General features: G+C 42.9%; 15 protein-coding genes and 2 pseudogenes. 9 read left to right on the top strand and 8 right to left on the bottom strand.

All coding sequences use genetic code 11. The annotated features are described in order from the left end of the window. Positions 1-6: 6 nt before the first annotated feature. A complete protein-coding gene (locus tag ACEWFH_RS04380) occupies positions 7-1,149 on the top strand; it encodes a glycerate kinase (protein WP_473726270.1) in 1,143 nt (380 codons plus the stop codon). Between the two features lie 114 nt (positions 1,150-1,263). On the opposite strand, the gene ACEWFH_RS04385 is transcribed toward ACEWFH_RS04380, so the two are convergent. After that, positions 1,264-1,557 (bottom strand): hypothetical protein, encoded by a 294-nt coding sequence (locus ACEWFH_RS04385; RefSeq protein WP_473726271.1) that lies wholly within the window; start codon positions 1,555-1,557, stop codon positions 1,264-1,266. Between the two features lie 106 nt (positions 1,558-1,663). Here ACEWFH_RS04385 and ACEWFH_RS04390 point away from each other — a divergent pair, with 106 nt between their 5' ends. The 5 genes from ACEWFH_RS04390 to ACEWFH_RS04410 all read left to right on the top strand — a co-directional run bounded on the left by ACEWFH_RS04390 (position 1,664) and on the right by ACEWFH_RS04410 (position 7,011). Continuing rightward, positions 1,664-2,431 (top strand): LamB/YcsF family protein, encoded by a 768-nt coding sequence (locus ACEWFH_RS04390; RefSeq protein WP_473726272.1) that lies wholly within the window; start codon positions 1,664-1,666, stop codon positions 2,429-2,431. Between the two features lie 535 nt (positions 2,432-2,966). After that, positions 2,967-3,254 (top strand): hypothetical protein, encoded by a 288-nt coding sequence (locus tag ACEWFH_RS04395; RefSeq protein WP_473726273.1) that lies wholly within the window; start codon positions 2,967-2,969, stop codon positions 3,252-3,254. 133 nt (positions 3,255-3,387) lie between these two features. Then, the gene (locus ACEWFH_RS04400) at positions 3,388-4,374 is read left to right on the top strand and encodes a CHASE3 domain-containing protein (protein ID WP_473726274.1); all 987 of its coding nucleotides are present in this window, start codon (positions 3,388-3,390) and stop codon (positions 4,372-4,374) included. Between the two features lie 32 nt (positions 4,375-4,406). After that, positions 4,407-6,143: an ATP-binding protein gene (locus ACEWFH_RS04405; protein WP_473727209.1), complete on the top strand. Its 1,737-nt coding sequence runs from the start codon at positions 4,407-4,409 to the stop codon at positions 6,141-6,143. A 13-nt stretch (positions 6,144-6,156) separates the two neighbouring features. Further along, a complete protein-coding gene (locus tag ACEWFH_RS04410) occupies positions 6,157-7,011 on the top strand; it encodes a CheR family methyltransferase (protein WP_473726275.1) in 855 nt (284 codons plus the stop codon). Between the two features lie 43 nt (positions 7,012-7,054). Here ACEWFH_RS04410 and ACEWFH_RS04415 read toward each other — a convergent pair whose 3' ends face one another. From ACEWFH_RS04415 to ACEWFH_RS04425, 3 genes and pseudogenes are all read right to left on the bottom strand, one after another. Next, positions 7,055-8,185, bottom strand: a complete 1,131-nt coding sequence (locus tag ACEWFH_RS04415) for a SpoIIE family protein phosphatase (RefSeq protein ID WP_473726276.1) — start codon at positions 8,183-8,185, stop codon at positions 7,055-7,057. Positions 8,186-8,735: 550 nt separating this feature from the next. Next, a pseudogene (locus ACEWFH_RS04420) lies at positions 8,736-9,721 on the bottom strand (PAS domain-containing protein); the annotation flags it as partial. Further along, positions 9,697-10,182, bottom strand: a complete 486-nt coding sequence (locus tag ACEWFH_RS04425; RefSeq protein WP_473726277.1) for a hypothetical protein — start codon at positions 10,180-10,182, stop codon at positions 9,697-9,699. The pseudogene ACEWFH_RS04420 and the gene ACEWFH_RS04425, both read right to left, overlap by 25 nt. Before the next feature lie 182 nt (positions 10,183-10,364). Between ACEWFH_RS04425 and ACEWFH_RS04430 the strand changes: the two are divergent. After that, positions 10,365-10,885, top strand: a pseudogene (locus tag ACEWFH_RS04430) (DUF3189 family protein). A gap of 37 nt (positions 10,886-10,922) precedes the next feature. On the opposite strand, the gene ACEWFH_RS04435 reads toward ACEWFH_RS04430, so the two are convergent. Together ACEWFH_RS04435 and ACEWFH_RS04440 are read right to left on the bottom strand one after the other, a co-directional pair. Next, entirely contained in the window at positions 10,923-11,375 is a 453-nt protein-coding gene (locus ACEWFH_RS04435) for a hypothetical protein (RefSeq protein WP_473726278.1), read from the bottom strand. A 164-nt stretch (positions 11,376-11,539) separates the two neighbouring features. Beyond that, positions 11,540-12,943: a DHA2 family efflux MFS transporter permease subunit gene (locus tag ACEWFH_RS04440; protein ID WP_473726279.1), complete on the bottom strand. Its 1,404-nt coding sequence runs from the start codon at positions 12,941-12,943 to the stop codon at positions 11,540-11,542. A gap of 318 nt (positions 12,944-13,261) precedes the next feature. Here ACEWFH_RS04440 and ACEWFH_RS04445 point away from each other — a divergent pair, with 318 nt between their 5' ends. Both ACEWFH_RS04445 and ACEWFH_RS04450 read left to right on the top strand, forming a co-directional pair. After that, positions 13,262-13,432, top strand: coding sequence for a hypothetical protein (locus tag ACEWFH_RS04445; RefSeq protein WP_473726280.1), 171 nt, complete (start codon positions 13,262-13,264; stop codon positions 13,430-13,432). Between the two features lie 42 nt (positions 13,433-13,474). Then, on the top strand, positions 13,475-14,278 hold the full coding sequence (locus tag ACEWFH_RS04450) for a YihY/virulence factor BrkB family protein (RefSeq protein WP_473726281.1): 804 nt from the start codon (positions 13,475-13,477) through the stop codon (positions 14,276-14,278). Between the two features lie 333 nt (positions 14,279-14,611). On the opposite strand, the gene ACEWFH_RS04455 is transcribed toward ACEWFH_RS04450, so the two are convergent. After that, positions 14,612-15,403 (bottom strand): putative hydro-lyase, encoded by a 792-nt coding sequence (locus tag ACEWFH_RS04455; protein ID WP_473726282.1) that lies wholly within the window; start codon positions 15,401-15,403, stop codon positions 14,612-14,614. 23 nt (positions 15,404-15,426) lie between these two features. Further along, positions 15,427-16,617 (bottom strand): NRAMP family divalent metal transporter, encoded by a 1,191-nt coding sequence (locus ACEWFH_RS04460; RefSeq protein WP_473726283.1) that lies wholly within the window; start codon positions 16,615-16,617, stop codon positions 15,427-15,429. Between the last annotated feature and the right edge of the window lie 15 nt (positions 16,618-16,632).

The raw sequence follows: 16,632 nt of genomic DNA on the forward strand, positions 1-16,632 counted from the left end.
GACGCAATGAAGATTGTCATCGCTCCCGATTCGTTTAAAGAAAGCATGACAGCAGCTGAGGTCTGTACGGCTGTTGAAGCGGGATTCCGAAAAGTTTTTGCAGATGCTGAATACTTGCACGTTCCCGTTGGTGATGGAGGAGAAGGAACGGTTCGGTCTGTCGTGGATGCGACAGGCGGAAAGATTGTGGAATTTCGTGCAACCGGACCACTTGGCGAAAAAGAGGATGCGTTTTACGGGGTAACAGGTGACGGGAAGACGGCGGTGATCGAGATGGCCGCTGCTTCCGGTCTGCACCTTGTGCCGAGAGAGATGCGGAATCCTTTGGTGACGACAACACGCGGAACAGGGGAACTGATTCTGGATGCGTTAAATCGGGGAGTAGAGCGTATCGTACTAGGTCTTGGCGGATCTGCTACAAACGACGGCGGAGCAGGAATGGCCTTGGCACTTGGAGTGAAATTTCTGGACGTGAACGGTGAGGAGCTGCGGCCTGGTGGAGAGGCGCTTGGTGAGCTGTTTTCGATTGATGTTTCAGGAATTGACGAGCGGTTGGCTTCTGTGAAAGTAGACGTGGCATGTGATGTGACGAATCCTTTAACGGGACCACTCGGAGCTTCAGCTGTTTTTGGACCGCAAAAAGGTGCGACTCCTGAAATGGTGGGCATTTTAGATAACAGTTTAAAAAGATACGCAGAAGTAGTGGAACGGAATCATGGCGTTGCAGTGGATGAGTTGCCAGGAGCTGGTGCAGCTGGTGGACTTGGAGCTGGTGTTGTAGCCTTTTTAAACGGAAAACTGCAGAGCGGGATCGATCTTGTGCTTGATGTAATTGGATTTGAAGATAGCGTTCGTAATGCGGATCTTGTCATTACTGGGGAAGGACGAATCGATTCGCAGACCGTTCATGGAAAAGCACCGGTGGGTGTGGCGAAACGGGCGAAAGCAGTAGTTGAAGGTGTACCTGTTGTCGCAATCGCTGGCAGCATCGGTGCTGATTATGAAGCCGTTTTTGAGCATGGTATTGATGCGGTGTTCAGTGTGGTGAACGGTGCGGTTTCGTTGAAAGAGGCACTGGCGAATGGATCGATTAATGTTGAAACGACAGCGGAAAACATCGCGCGTTTGATCTACTTAAAAATAAATTAGCTCCTTGCTCTCAAGGGGCTTTCCTCATTTTTATAGGATTTGAGAATGTTTGAAGTAATTCTTGAAGTACATAATCGAGGACTTTTTGTGAAGCAATCCACACGAAATGAGAGGTTAATGCTTTTGTCTTTGCATTTTAAGCAACGCGATCACATCATCATTCTGGCTAACTTCAATCCGATTGACAGTGTCTTTTATTTCTTTTACATCGGTTTCAAGTGTATCCATTCTGGTAACAATCTGTTGCTGACCCGTTTCTATGTTTGTCACTTTGTTATCTAGGTTAGAAACCTTATTATCCAGATGTGTTACTTTATTATCTAGGTTAGTCACTTTGTTATCTAAATCAGAAACTTTATTATCGATGCTGAGTAATTTTACTAGGATTTCATTTAATACTTTCTCCATATTTCTCACCTCCTTTTTTAGTATTTCTAATCATTTTACAATATATAAAACTTGTCGTACAGTTGGGGTAAATTAAACATGTGTTTAAATTTCGGGAGGTTTTTGCATGAATGTCATTGATATAAATTGCGATATGGGCGAGAGTTTTGGGGCTTACAGACTCGGAACAGATGAAGAGATTTTAAAGTATGTAACGTCAGCCAATATTGCTTGCGGTTTTCACGCGGGTGATCCTGCAACGATGAGAAAAACGGTAAAGCTGGCGCTGGAGCATGGTGTTGGAATCGGTGTTCACCCAGGATTGCCTGACCTTGCTGGATTTGGCCGCCGCAACATGGACATCTCAGCTCAAGAAGCGTATGAGATGGTCATTTATCAAATCGGTTCGTTGTGGGGATTTGTACAAGCAGAAGGTGGAACGATTCAGCATGTGAAACCGCATGGCGCACTTTATAATATGGCCGCAGTGAATAAGGATTTGTCTGAAGCGATTGCTGAAGCTGTTTATAAGGTGAATCCCGAGCTGATTTTATTCGGACTTGCCGGAAGTGAGCTCGTTAAAGCCGGTGAGCGGGCAGGACTTCGCACAGCTTCAGAAGTTTTCGCAGACCGTACATATCAAGAAAATCGTACGTTAACTCCACGAAAGCTTCCGAATGCTGTAATCACAGATGATGATGCAGCGGTCGCACAAGTCATTCGTATGGCAAAAGAGGGAAAAGTGATGACTCAGCAAGATGTTGACGTTGATATTAAGGCGGATACCGTGTGTATTCATGGTGATGGAGCACATGCGCTAAGTTTTGCGAAAAAAATCAGGAAAACAATTGAAAATTCCGGGATTTCAGTTCGTAAAATTGGAGAAAGTCTTTGAAATAGAGATTTTAGGGCGGCTCAAGGTGTGTTCAACAGGCACATCTTGAGCGTTTTTTATGCTGGTGAGCGAAACGAGGTGCCTTGTGAGCGAAAATGATACATTTGTGCGCGAAACTCACCTCCCACTGCGCGAACGTGTAATAAATATAAGAACACGTACCGTAAAAAAGCATCTATGACATAATAAAAGTCATATACGTTCTTTGAAAGGAAAGAAAACATGATCTGGGCTTATCTTCTATTATTTATCGTCTCCATACTGCTTGCAGCTTTTGAGGTACCTGTATGGGGATTCGCCGCACTCATCGTCGTGTTCATCATATGGTATCTTCTCGCGCAGCTTTATCCGCTTTTATGGCAAAAAGATGTGGAAAAAGTTAAACGTTACCTAAAAAAATCAAAGCAGCCGTATCACAGGTTTTTAGCTGCGTTCTTTTTTGAGAGTGAAAGCGAGGCTGAAAAAAGCTTCAGCAGATTAAACAGACAACCCACAAAAAGTACGCACAGCTTTTGCTTTTTATGCAGCAAGAAAGATGGGCGGACATCAAGGCGCTTTTACCGGATTTGAAAAAAGCAATCTAATTTTGTATTATTCTGCAGTCGCTGCTTTTCAAGAGGGACGAACAGTAGATTACGCGTCCTGCAAAAATCAATTAACGGACGAGGATTATAAAACGTGGTTAACGGCAGAAGAAAAAAGACTTGAAGGCAACAAAGAAGAGGCTCTTGCCATGGTAGAGAAGCAATTGAATACGTTAAGAGGATTGAAATTGTTATCCGCACAGCATTATATTCAGCAGTTACATACAGAAAAGAACTAGGTCCCGATTACAGCGGATCTAGTTTTTTATTTTCCCAGCACATTCCAAGCGTCTTCCAGCTACCTTAATCCGACATTAAGCAGTATAATTAGGCATAAAACATATTTTGTAAAAAAGGCAGGAATATATGGGGATGAATAATTTTAGATTCGGGATTCGCCAGAAAATTATTACTGGCTACATTGTCATCATTATTTGTTTGATTGCGGCTATTCTTGCGGTGACGAATCAGCTGGACACGATGAAGGGTGAGAGGAACTTTATCATTCAGCACGATTTTGCGGTTAGGGACCTTACCAGTCAGATTGAAAAGGACCTTTTAAAGATGGAAACGAACAAACGGGGTTATATCATTACCGGAGATGAAAGTTACCTCCAGCTTTATAATGATGCGCGTTCTCAATGGACGAAAGACTACAACTCCCTGAACGAGCTTCTTTCTGATAATCCGACTCAGCAAAAAAACATCGCTGGTATTAATGAAAACATTAAGGAATGGGTTGCGGTAGCAGGTGATCCGCCAATTAAAATGAAGCAGCAGAACGATACGGCTGCCATCGCTGAATTTTTCAAACAAGATCCTGGCAAATCAAAGACAGAACAAGTTCTGCAACAGTTTGAGTCTTTTCGTGCCAATGAAAAAGAACTTACTCAAAAACGTGCAAACCAGCTGAACGACCAAAATCGATACTTAGAAATCGGTCTTTTTAGCTTGCTCGCATTTGTCATCATCACGTCAATTGCGCTTGCCTGGGTGATTTCAGGATCTATCATTAAAACGATTAAAGCGGTAGTAGAAACCATTCGCGCGATGACGACCGGCGGAAATCTGAGCAGCCGAATTCATGTGAAATCGAACGATGAGATCCGAGACTTGGGAGACGCGACAAACGAACTGTTGAATTCTTTTGAAGAACGCGACTGGCTGCAAAGAAGTGTGACAGAAGTCGTGAGCAAGAACCAAGGCATCTCATCACTCGAAAATCTAGCGGAGATCTTCCTTTCCGCAACAGCACAGATTACGGATTCATCGTATGGTGCTTTTTATATTAAAGAAGGCAAGGACGAGAACGTTACATTCGTCAAAAAGGAGCTTTCGCAGATTCTTCAGGTGATGTAGGGCGTAATAGCTTCAAACTTGGACAAGGCCTTATCGGACAATGTGCATTAGAAAAACGTGTACAAGTGATCAACAAGATCGATGCCGATTACACGTTAATTTCCTCGGGACTCGGAGAAACGAAACCGAGAAGTATACTGATCGCACCGATCGTTCATGAAGACGAGATCGTTGCGGTGATTGAGCTTGCGAGCCTTTCAGAATACACCGAGCAGCACATTGCATTTATTAAAAAAGTTTTAGAAACGTTCGGTCTGACGATCAACCGAGTGGTCGACCGTATTGAAATTGCTAGATTGTTATCTGAATCTCAAGCGATGACAGAAGAACTACAGGCGCAATCCGAAGAACTTCAAACGCAATCGGAAGAGCTGCAGATGCAATCGGAAGAACTGCAGATGATCAACGAACAGCTGGAAGCTCGATCTCAAGACGCGGAAGAAAAATCAAAGGCTCTTGAGATCGCGAAGAAAGAGCTGGAAGAGAAGGCATCACAGCTGGAAACAGGCTCAAAGTACAAATCAGAGTTCCTGGCCAACATGTCTCATGAGCTCAGAACACCACTGAACAGTATCCTGATCTTATCGGAAATGCTGGCTGAAAACAGCAGTAAATCCCTTTCAGAAGAAGAGCTAGAGTTTGCGAAAGTGATTCATTCATCAGGACAAGATCTGTTGAATCTGATCAACGACATTTTAGACCTTTCCAAAGTGGAAGCAGGGAAATTGGAGATCATGCTAAGTGAAGTGAATCTAAGTGAATTCCCAGCCAACCTGGAGAGAAACTTTACTCATATTGCCGATCAAAAGGGACTAAACTTTACGATCAATGTGGCGCCAAATGTACCGACTATTCTACAGACAGACGAAAAACGCTTCCAGCAGATTGTGAAAAATCTGTTGTCTAATGCGTTTAAGTTTACGGAAAAAGGATCTGTTTCTGTTGGTGTGAAAAAAGTGCAGACAGACGTAATCTATAACGGTGTTGATTATTGGCTCGAAGTCTCGATCAAAGACACTGGAATCGGGATCCCGAAAGAGAAGCATGAACTGATTTTCCAAGCGTTCCAGCAAGGTGACGGTGCGACGATCCGGAAATACGGCGGAACAGGTCTTGGGCTATCGATCAGCAGTGAGTTTGCGAAACTTCTAGGTGGCAGACTCCAACTTCAAAGTGAAGAAGGAAAAGGAAGTACGTTTAAACTTCTTATTCCAAGTATTTCTGATGAAAGTGTTTCGGTTCAAACGTTCCTTGGCGCTTCAGCCGAGGTGGCAACAGCGTTAGAGCAATCCAGCCAAACTGCCGTTGTTGCAGAAGCACCAGTAACCGCTAAAATTGTGCCTGCCACACCTGAAGCGGAACAACCGCCAATCGCTGTTGACGAAGAGAACGTGTTCTACGGTAAAACAGTGCTGATTACCGATGACGATAACCGAAATATTTTCGCATTGAAAACGGCCCTTGAACAAAAAGGGATGAACATCCTGATCGCAAACAACGGGATGGAGTGTCTGGATGTATTAGATGCTAACAAAAAAATTAACCTCATTCTGATGGATATCATGATGCCTGAGATGGACGGGTATGAAACGATGCAGCGCATACGCGGAATGGGTGAGTATACTGATCTTCCGATTATCGCGTTGACGGCAAAAGCAATGAAGAATGACCGTGAAAAGTGTCTTGAAGCAGGTGCGTCTGATTATATCAGCAAGCCGTTGAAACTCGAGCAGCTCTTTTCTGTGATGCATGTTTGGATGACAAAGTGAGGACAGACCTTCAATGAAAGATTTCATTTGGAACAACGATGACAGTCAGGAAAGTAACATAACGGAAACGATTGAGATGGATTTGTTGCTAGAAGGGTTGTACCGCGTATCTGGCTTTGATTTTCGCCAGTATATGCGGTCGTCGATCCATCGGCGCGTTCATAATCGTATGCAGATCGAACAGATTTCAACGATTACAGAGGTACTGGAAAAAGTGTTGCATGACCCGTCTTTCATGACGAAGCTGCTCAATGATTTCTCCATTAACGTAACCGAGATGTTCCGCAATCCAGAGTTCTTTAGAGCGTTTCGAGAAAAGGTGATTCCGGAATTGAGGGAGTTACCGGAGATTCGCATATGGCATGCAGGATGCGCAACAGGTGAAGAAGTGTATTCGATGGCGATTCTGATTGAAGAAGAAGGACTTAGCCATAAGACGAAATTTTACGCGACTGACATGAACGAACCCGTGCTGAACAAGGCGCGTTCAGGCATCTTGCCGCTTAGTAAAATGAAGACGTACACGAAGAATTATATGGCTGCTGGCGGTACGCAAGCATTCTCGGAGTATTATACAACGGACGGTCACTTCGCTTATCTGAACCCGTCGTTACTAAAGCAGATCAGTTTTGCTCAGCATAATCTCGTGACGGACCATTCTTTTAACGAGTTTCATGTGATTCTTTGCCGTAACGTACTGATTTACTTTACAGCGGCTCTTCAAAACCAAGTACATGAGCTGTTTTATGATAGTCTTAGTCCTAATGGCTTCCTTGGGCTTGGAGATAAAGAATCGATACAGTTTGCGGATTGTGCAGATAAATACGCTGATTTTGCCGAACAAGTCAAAATATATCGTAAAAATTAAAGCAGGATGAAGGGATGTAAGAAATCTCTTCTTCCTGCTTTTTTTAGTTCGCTTGTATCATCATGATACACATATCGTCGCTTTGTTCCGTTTGCTGCTCTTCTGGTACCACCAGGTGAATTGGTGAGCGGATGTTGCTCCACTTTTCTGATGCCACGTACTTTAATTTTTCGAGCATCAGCTCTTCGTCATCCCCAGCTTCTAGCACGCCGTCCGTAAACAACAGCATCTGGATATTGTCTTCATACTGAATCACTGACTTTTTAACTTCGATCTGTTCAAAGAAACCAACGGCATAACAGCATCGTTCAATGGAACGCAGCGAATGATCCACAAGTACATACCCTTCAGGATGCCCGGCGTTCACATATTCTACTGTCTTTTTCTCTGTATCAATTAAAAGGTAAATGCCTGTGAAATAGTAGTTGTAATCGTTCTTCGGATTATGAAGAAGCGCCATATAACGGTTCAACTCTTTGATAACGAGTTCCGGATCCTTTAGTTCTTTAATCGTATCCCTCATAACAGAAGAGATGAACATGCAGACAAGGGAAGATGATATGCCGTGTCCCATCATGTCTAGAAGAATAATGCCATAACGATGATCATCAAACTTATGCCAATAATACATATCCCCGGCCAGTTTGAATGAAGGAAGGTGAGAGACATTGATCGTGATATTCTCCTCTTTTATAGGCGGATTCAGTAGGCCTTTTTGAACTTGCATAGCGAGGTCGAGCTCATTTTGAATCTTTTGCTCCTGCTCAGCATGCCAATCTTTTTCATACTTTAAACGAAGTGCCACTCGAATTCTTGCGAGCAGCTCCACTTTATTAATCGGCTTTGTTACATAATCCATTCCACCGCAGTCCAGTGCTTCTGCAAGTTTGCTAGAGTCTTCAAGCGCGGTAATGAAGATAATCGGAATATCTTTGAAGCGTTCGTCTTGCTGTATGCGCTGGCACGCCTCGATCCCGTCAATCTCTGGCATCATAATATCAAGAAGAATTAAATCAACTGATTTTTTATTAAGCTGTTTTTCATTCTGCTCCAGATAGTCAAAAAGCTGATGAGCAGATGTGAGAGAGGTACAGTCTTCGTATCCAGCGTTCTTTAATATCTTATCTATTACAAATAAATTTACGGTATTGTCATCAACGATCAGAATGGACATCCAAAATTCTTCCCCTTATGTACCATTTATTGTGTGTTTTTCTAGGATCATTCAATTCTATACATCTAGTATACAAGTAAATGTTAAAAGCGACTATTATTAGGTACTTTAAGTTTATAAAAAATGGTACGGAAATGGGAGGAAAAGGGTTGAATGCTAGATTTATATGTTGTGTTAGCTAGGTAAGAGGTTGAGATGTGTTTTGAGCAGAGACATTTATTAATTTTGTTCACTTCAAACAGACGCAAGAAATAATTACGAGGTAATCCAAATTATATCCAGAGATAACCTCATTAATTACGTATATAGACCAGGTAATTACGTGTATAAAAATAATTTATCCGATTTTCGACACATTACGACTCCTATCTCTTTACCTGGTCACCTATGAATATCATCTAAAAAAAGAATCTACAAAACGTAGATTCTCTCTCATTCATATTTAAAAATCCATGCTATTCACCGTTGTCGGCTCGATATTCGTAGCAGAATGCATAGGCAACGTAATCGTAAAGGTTGTTCCTTCATTAAACGTGCTATCCACCTCAATCGTGCCTCGGTGATTCTGGATAATCTTGAAGCAAACCATTAGGCCAAGACCTGTTCCGTTAAACTTGGTCGTATAAAAAGGTTCACCAAGCCTCTTTTTTGCTCTTCAGTCATGCCCACTCCGTCATCTTTTATCAAGAGTACGATGTTGTCACCAGATGATGCAGCAGATAGTTGAATTCTTCCGCCATTTGGCAGAGCTTCCATCGCGTTTTTGATCATGTTGATAATCACTTGAGTAAGCTGATTTTTCTCCCCATACACGAGTGGAATACTTTCTGGTTTTTTAAATGTAATCACGACGTTTCTCAAGTTCGCTTCAGGCTGCATGAGATCGATGACGTTTTGGATGCTGTCTGTGATGTTGAACCAGCTGAAATAGACGGCGTGTGGCTTTGCAAGGACCATCAGTTCGCTCACGATAAAGTTAATGCGGTTGATTTCGGTCAGGATAATGTCCTTATAAAAAGCGTTTTTCTCTGAATCTGACTCATTAATTAGCTGAACGAGACCTCCGATGGACGTAAGCGGGTTGCGGATCTCATGGGCGATACCGGCAGCCAAGTCACCGATTAAGGAGACTTTCTCAGATTTTAGCAAAATTTCTTCTGTTTTCTTCTTTTCTGTTACATCGTACTGAATCGAGATGTGCTGATAAGCGACCCCCTCTGGATCTAGAAACGGAATAATCGTTGTGTCGACCCAATAAAGAGAGCCGTCTTTCGCTTTATTACAGATCTCGCCGTTCCACACTCGGCCGGCCTTTATTTCTTGTTTAATATGCTCTAGGTATTCGTCAGAATGAACGCCTGATACGAAAATTTTGCCGTGATCTTGGCCGATCAACTCGTTTCGATCATATTTGGTTAGTCTGCAGAAGTGGTCGTTCACTTGAATGATATGATTATCCTTATCGGTTATCGAAAAAATCGTAGCTTCAAAGAGCGCGGTTCGAATGTTGTTTAACTCAGCAATGGATATGTCCAGATTCCGATTCGTATGCTGAAGAGCTTTTTCGTGTTATGCATAAAAGTCGTATAGTGAGTGACAATGGAACGAGCTGCAAGGTCGATCTGTAAATGAATGCTGTTGCAGATTTTAGTAACGGAATCAGCAGGAATAGGATGAATTGAGGATTCTTCCTCTAAAAACTTACAAATAACCACACGAGTTTCAAAGATAAAGTGAAGGGCGTGGTCGAGCGGTATCTCACTTTCAGACGAGCGTTGCCCGAATGCGTTAGCCCACCTTTGAATCTTTTCCTCGACGGAAGAGTCTTCTTCCATAAGAGATTCCCCTAAATAGGAAAAGAGGGTTTCCATCCAATACGGTACTTTTATTAAATAGTTCGTATATTTCGCGTCTAAGTTCTCGATCGGCGATAATCGGTCTACAAGTTGCTTGCTGTTACTTATTATTTTTGCTCCAAGATCTATACAACCTTCCATATGAGTGCCTCCTCGAACAGTGTCCGAATGTTTATGAAGAACTCTTCGACATTTCGACAAATATCCCTTCTAACGAAATAGGGTGAAATTAAAAATCTGGATTGCGCCGCCTTTATGGCAGGTATCTTCAAAAAACGAAAAGGAGAGAATGATGAATGAAGTAACCTGAGGAGCTGTATGTAATGATTTATATCTATAACGATTACGGAGGAACGCATACCACGTCACTCGCTGCAGCATTTCATCTTAAAAAGCTGCCTCAACATGTGGAGCTATCCAAGGATCAGATACTTAACGTAGATTACTTTAACAAATTAAAAACTTCAGATATGGGGACGATCATCTTTCACGGAATTGATGAGGATGGTCATTCCGTCTACACGGTAGGCAGGGGGAAATCTAAAATTTTTGTTCCTGGTCTAAAAAATTTATTTGAACTTTTAGAGAAGAGAAGCACTACAGGTGAGAGAATCATCTTTTCTAACACATCACCGACAGTCCCGATTGCCATGACGTTTGGTGGATTGTTTTCGAGAAGACTCGGGATTGATTTTATTGGTGTTCCTCTTTTAGTAAAGGGGCAAAACAAGCATCCGCACAAATCGCTCATCTTGTTGAGCAAACGAAGGAAATCGCTAAGAAATCCAATCAACAGGTTGTTATATTAGAAAACAAGAAAGATTTCTTATATACGAAAAAATAAAAGACACTCGATCACTATGATCAGGTGTCTTTTCGCTTTATATCGCTTGTAAAATACTCTCCATATAAGTTTCACTAAAGCATTGAAAGCAGAGATCAAGCATCTGATTAATATCTTGGACAAGCGCAATCGTTTCTTTCACTGTGTAACCTTCTTTTTCAGATAGTCTAGCGATCACGCTTATGAGTTCTGACCGAATAAAAAGGTTTGGCTGCATAGCAATATCAAGGGACTGACCATACTGAAGCGCATATTGAGCCGTATGAATCGACCACACTTTTAACCCCTCTTCCTTTACGCTTTGTGACAGCAAAAGGGAACTTCCTAAAAGTTGAACAAACTTTGTTATGTAATCGATAGATGATTGCAGATCGAACAACTGCTTTTCTTTTACGGGGTATTTCTCAAAGCGTCGGCTGAGTATTTTTTCAGCCAGAAAGGGAGCTTCGTTCACTAATGTTTCAGCTAATTTTTGTTGGATAATATTCAAAATAAGAGCCTCCTGTTTACATGTTATATGACAAATACGACTAAGGAATTTAATGGTTTAGAGGGATAACGTTTAACTTATATTAAGTATTACTTATGAAAGATGGAATGTCACGAAATATTCAGCCAAATTACAACAATTTAACAAAAATAAGGCAGCTGGAGTCAGCTGCCTTTTGCTTCTGTTTGTTTTTCTTTTATGAAGAAAGAGATGACAAGTCCGATTAAGGATAAAACAGATACGACGATAAAAGCCATATTCGCGCCGTACATATCTGGGTGCGATATCTCTGGATTTTGTCCAGCAGTCGAGGCTGTTGTTGTCATCACGGTAACCAAAATGGCTGTGCCGACTGAAGCGGCAATCATTTTCATCGTGTTATCCATAGCCGCACCATGCGGAATCAATCGTTTCGGCAAGCGGTTTAAGCCTGCTGTTGCAACAGGCATCATGACCATCGCGAGTCCAAACATCCGCACCCCGTACAGTACCGTGATGAAGGTGAACGATGTGGATGGGCTGAGCGTTGCGAAGGCGAATGAAGATCCCGTAATAATGATTAATCCCGTAAACGCGAGCCACCGTGCACCGAACTTATCGAAAAGCCTCCCCGTGATTGGCGACAAAAGACCAGTGATAAGTGCGCCAGGTAAAAGAGCAAGCCCTGCTTCAAACGCAGTAAAATCTCTCATGTTCTGCATGAATAGCGGAATTATCGTCTCAGCCCCAATCAATCCCATAAACGTGATCATCCCAATAATGACCGTGAGCGGAAAGATGGAGTTCGCGAACACTCGGAATTCAAGCATCGGATGTGTTAATCGCAGTTGTCTTGTAATGAAGAGTACGAGAGCGATTACGCCGATCGCTAGCCAGAGCAATGTTGGTGTTGCTGTCCATCCTAGGTTTCCGGCGCACGTAAATCCGTACAGCAAACCTCCGAAACCGAATGAAGACAGGATGATCGATAAAACATCCACTTTCGTTTTTGTTGTCTCCGTTACATTTTTCAGTGCGAAGAAAGCGATGATGATATCAATAATCGCAATCGGCAGGATGATAAAGAACAGCACACGCCATGAATAATGGGATGTTACCCAGCCCGATAAAGCAGGTCCGATCGCAGGCGCGAATGAGATTACGAGCCCGACTAACCCCATCGCTGATCCCCGTTTGTTCACCGGAAAAATCATAAGAAACACGGTTTGCATAAGCGGAAGCATGACGCCCGCTCCACTTGATTGAATAACCCTTCCGAGTAGCAGCATCTCAAAGCTAGGTGCGAGGCCTGCTACAAGTGTTCCGAACGCGAATACACTCATTGCCGAGATAAAAAGCTGCCTCGTCGTAAAGCGCTCAAGCAGGAAGGCGCTGACCGGAATCATAATCCCGTTAACAAGCATAAAAACGGTCGTCAGCCACTGCGCACTATTGGCCGTTATGTTCATTTCTTTCATAATCGGCGGAATCGCTGTAATCATCAGTGTCTGATTAAGTATCGCAATAAACGTACCTGCAAGAAGCAAGGCAACGATTGTAGATTGTTTATAATTCTGAGTTGTGTCCATTTGTGGTGTCATTCCCATCTTACAAAAAGTATGTTTACAGCTTACAGGATTTTGTATGGGAATGACATTAAGATGCCTCGGGTAAGCGTGGGTTCTATGCTGCCGCCGATAGCTAGGTCTGGCACCATTTCAGCTTCAAATCACTCATTTTTATCAGCGTGTTGTTCAAAAAGTTATTTTAGAAACTACAATCATTAAGAAAGATGTGCAATGGTGAAACTTGCATGTTTGTTGCAATAAGCCATTTTTCACCAAAGGGCATCCTCGAAAAGTTGATTGGAGTGTAAGGTGTGAGACTCCTGCGGGACAGGCGGGCAGGTGAGACACTTAAGAGTGAAACGTACGAATGTGGCTCACCGTCTGCACCGCGGAAAGCGAGCACCTGGAACGGAAATCAACTGCCTTCAAGAGCATCAATTAGTAATTCTCAAAAAAGTACTTTTTAAAAAAAGTGATCTGATTGGACAACTTTTTGCGTATATATTATAGTTACAACTTTTAAGGACTGGCTTAGATAAGAGGTGTTGCAACATGAATATCGTTGAAGTCCTAAATCAATTAAGCGACCGATTCTTTAAATTAAGGGTTTACGATCTGTCTGCACAGATGGCGTATTACTTCTTGATGTCGGTTTTTCCGTTTTTGTTGGTAATCTATTCGCTGTTGACGTATTTGCCGTTGCGCGAAGAAAATATATTGGAATTGATTCAGCCGTATGCGCCAGACAGCACATACGCATTAATTGAAAAAACATTATCGTACACCGTTATGAGACAAGAGGGAAATTTGTTGTCGTTTAGTTTGATCGTGACGTTGTGGTTATCATCCATGGGATTTCAGTGCATGAAGCGCATATTAAATGACGCGTATGAAGTGCGAAATGAAGAAAACATGCTAAAGCAAATCGCAGAAAGTTTGCTGTTAACGATAGGTTTCATGATTGCCGTGCTTTTCTCCGTGTTTGTCCCGATTTTTGAAAAAGTACTGCGTGTATATTTGGAGGGTATTTTTTCTAATGTGGCGTTTCAAAAGCTCTGGATCATCGTGCAGTGGGGAATCGGGACCGTATTTCTTTTGGTCTTCTTCATCGTGCTGTATTCGTTTGCGCCAAGCATCAAATTAGGGTTTCGCAAAGTACTTCCCGGTGCGTTTTTTGCGACGATCGGCTGGCAGCTCGTTTCGATGGGCTTCGCCTCATACGTGAGCGGGAACAATTATTCCGCGCTGTACGGGCAAGTGGCAGGTCTCGTTGTGTTGATGCTGTGGTTCTACCTGTCTGCAATGATGATTATAATCGGGGGACTGCTAAACACGGTGGTGCATCCGGAAAAGTAATATCGGGAGAACGTTCATATAAAATGAGGAGCTGATTCGAACATTTGAATCAGTTCTTTTTTGAGGAGTTTTACGGTACGTGTTCTTAAATATGTTACACGTTCGCGCAGAAACTGCTTCGTTTCACTCCAAATGCCCTTGGTTTCGCGCAATGCACCCTTTATTGCGCTCAGTCTGCACCTCGTTTCACTCCAAAACACGGTCGTTTCGCGCACAGACCTAATTTTCCTATGAATATCGCCAGTTTGATCAACCCAAGAGGAAAGAAAAATCTAAAAAAACTGATTCACAGAGCACAAAAAGTGTCCCTCATGAATCAGTTTCCTCTATTTTTTATAAAACCCCATACTTTTCATCCCGAATATCGGTAATAAACATATGCCCAGGTGCATGCGTGATCATAATTTCTGGCTTTACATGCATCGCGACCGCTTGTGGCGTGACACCGCATGCCCAAAATACAGGGACCTCACCGTCATGAATCTGAACAGGATCGCCGAAGTCCGGCTGATACAGGTCATGGATACCAATCGCTTCGGGGTTTCCGATATGAACCGGAGCGCCGTGAACAGAAGGGAAGCGGCTTGTCACCTGAACGGCACGCACGACATCTTTTTCAGGAATCGGACGCATGCTTACCACCATTGGTCCTTCAAATCGTCCAGCTTTCACACATTGAATGTTCGTTTTATACATTGGAACGTTGCAACCACGCTCAATGTGACGCACGGGGATTCCATTATTCATCAACGCATGCTCAAAAGTAAAGCTGCATCCGAGCAGAAAGCCGACCATATCTTCATCCCAGAGTTCCTTTATATCCGTGCACTCTTCAACTAAGTCGCCGTTACGATAAACACGGTATTTCGGAATATCCACTCGTAAATCGGCGTCAGGTGCGACAAGTGCAGGAACTGCGGAACCAGGTTCAGTTACATCAAGTACGGGGCATGGCTTTGGGTTTCGCTGGCAAAACAGAAGAAACTCGAACGCCAGCTCTTTTGGAAGCACGACTAAGTTTCCTTGCGTGTAACCGTTCGCGAGCCCGCTCGTAGGCTTCGTCCATTCATCGCGCCGTATTAAATCCCGTGCCTCAGCTGGACTCAATCTGTCTAATGCGTTCATAAAAGCTCCCCTTTTATATGGAATTATGCGAACAGTTTCGGAATTTCTGTATACATCGTATATACACTCATAGCAGCCATAACAAGGACGATTACAATACCGAACAACGTCATCCACATCGGATGTTTGTAATCTCCGACGATTTTTGGCTTGTAAGCGGCAATCAGTATAACTCCTAAGGATATTGGCAAAATCAGACCATTCAGCGCTCCAACAAGGATCAGAATGGCAACAGGCTTTCCTACTAACGCAAAGACAATTGTAGAAACGGAGATAAATCCGATAGTGAGCCATTTGCTGTATTTTTCAAACATAGGATTCAACGTGCGAATAAATGAAACAGATGTGTAAGCTGCACCCACTACTGATGTGATGGCTGCGGCCCACAAAACAATACCAAACATTTTATATCCAACGTTTCCTGCAGCTAATTTAAAAACAGAAGCTGGCGGGTTTGCCGGATCAATCGCTAATCCTTGTGCCACGATTCCAAGAGAAGCCAAGAATAAGAATATACGCATGATAGACGCAATACCAATCGCCGAAACAGAGCTGCGTGTTACTTCGCCTAAGCTTTCTTTTCCTTTAATTCCTGCATCAAGTAAACGGTGTGCACCAGCAAATGTGATGTATCCGCCGACTGTTCCGCCGACTAGCGTAACGATCGCAAGGATATCAATCGTGTCCGGTACGAATGTTTTTACAACGGCTTCTCCAACAGGAGGCTGTGCAGTGAACATAACGTAAAGAGTTAGTGCGATCATGACGAAACCTGCCACTTGTGTGAAACGGTCCATTGCTTTTCCTGCTTCACGAACAACGAATATTAAAATAGCGATAACACCACTTAGAATAGCTCCTGTCTGATCGGAAATACCGAACAAAACATTTAAACCAAGGCCAGCTCCCGCAACGTTTCCGATGTTAAACGCTAGACCTCCGATTACGATTAAGATAGCCAGGAAAACACCTAGTCCCGGAAAAACAGCGTTTGCGATATCTTGCGCACGTTTTTCAGAAACGGCAATAATGCGCCATACGTTCATCTGCGCTCCAATATCAATAATAATAGATGTTAAAATGACAAAACCAAAACTTGCCGCAAGAATGGATGTGAAATGTGTGGTTTGAATTAAAAATCCTGGTCCAATGGCGGATGTTGCCATCAAAAACGCGGCTCCTAGCAGAATACTTGCTTTTGACTCTTTTTTCATAACTTACCTCCTGAA

It is taken from the genome of Fictibacillus sp. EA-CB0309 (assembly GCF_055814265.1).

Excerpts from the sequence above, each read along its gene's own strand:
- ACEWFH_RS04380 (WP_473726270.1), top strand. The coding sequence starts at position 7 with ATGAAGATTGTCATCGCTCCCGATTCGTTTAAAGAAAGCATGACAGCA.
- ACEWFH_RS04400 (WP_473726274.1), top strand. The coding sequence starts at position 3,388 with ATGAATAATTTTAGATTCGGGATTCGCCAGAAAATTATTACTGGCTAC.
- ACEWFH_RS04390 (WP_473726272.1), top strand. The coding sequence starts at position 1,664 with ATGAATGTCATTGATATAAATTGCGATATGGGCGAGAGTTTTGGGGCT.
- ACEWFH_RS04385 (WP_473726271.1), bottom strand. The coding sequence starts at position 1,557 with ATGGAGAAAGTATTAAATGAAATCCTAGTAAAATTACTCAGCATCGAT.
- ACEWFH_RS04395 (WP_473726273.1), top strand. The coding sequence starts at position 2,967 with ATGGGCGGACATCAAGGCGCTTTTACCGGATTTGAAAAAAGCAATCTA.
- ACEWFH_RS04410 (WP_473726275.1), top strand. The coding sequence starts at position 6,157 with ATGAAAGATTTCATTTGGAACAACGATGACAGTCAGGAAAGTAACATA.
- ACEWFH_RS04460 (WP_473726283.1), bottom strand. The coding sequence starts at position 16,617 with ATGAAAAAAGAGTCAAAAGCAAGTATTCTGCTAGGAGCCGCGTTTTTG.
- ACEWFH_RS04415 (WP_473726276.1), bottom strand. The coding sequence starts at position 8,185 with ATGTCCATTCTGATCGTTGATGACAATACCGTAAATTTATTTGTAATA.
- ACEWFH_RS04425 (WP_473726277.1), bottom strand. The coding sequence starts at position 10,182 with ATGGAAGGTTGTATAGATCTTGGAGCAAAAATAATAAGTAACAGCAAG.
- ACEWFH_RS04450 (WP_473726281.1), top strand. The coding sequence starts at position 13,475 with ATGAATATCGTTGAAGTCCTAAATCAATTAAGCGACCGATTCTTTAAA.
- ACEWFH_RS04440 (WP_473726279.1), bottom strand. The coding sequence starts at position 12,943 with ATGGACACAACTCAGAATTATAAACAATCTACAATCGTTGCCTTGCTT.
- ACEWFH_RS04455 (WP_473726282.1), bottom strand. The coding sequence starts at position 15,403 with ATGAACGCATTAGACAGATTGAGTCCAGCTGAGGCACGGGATTTAATA.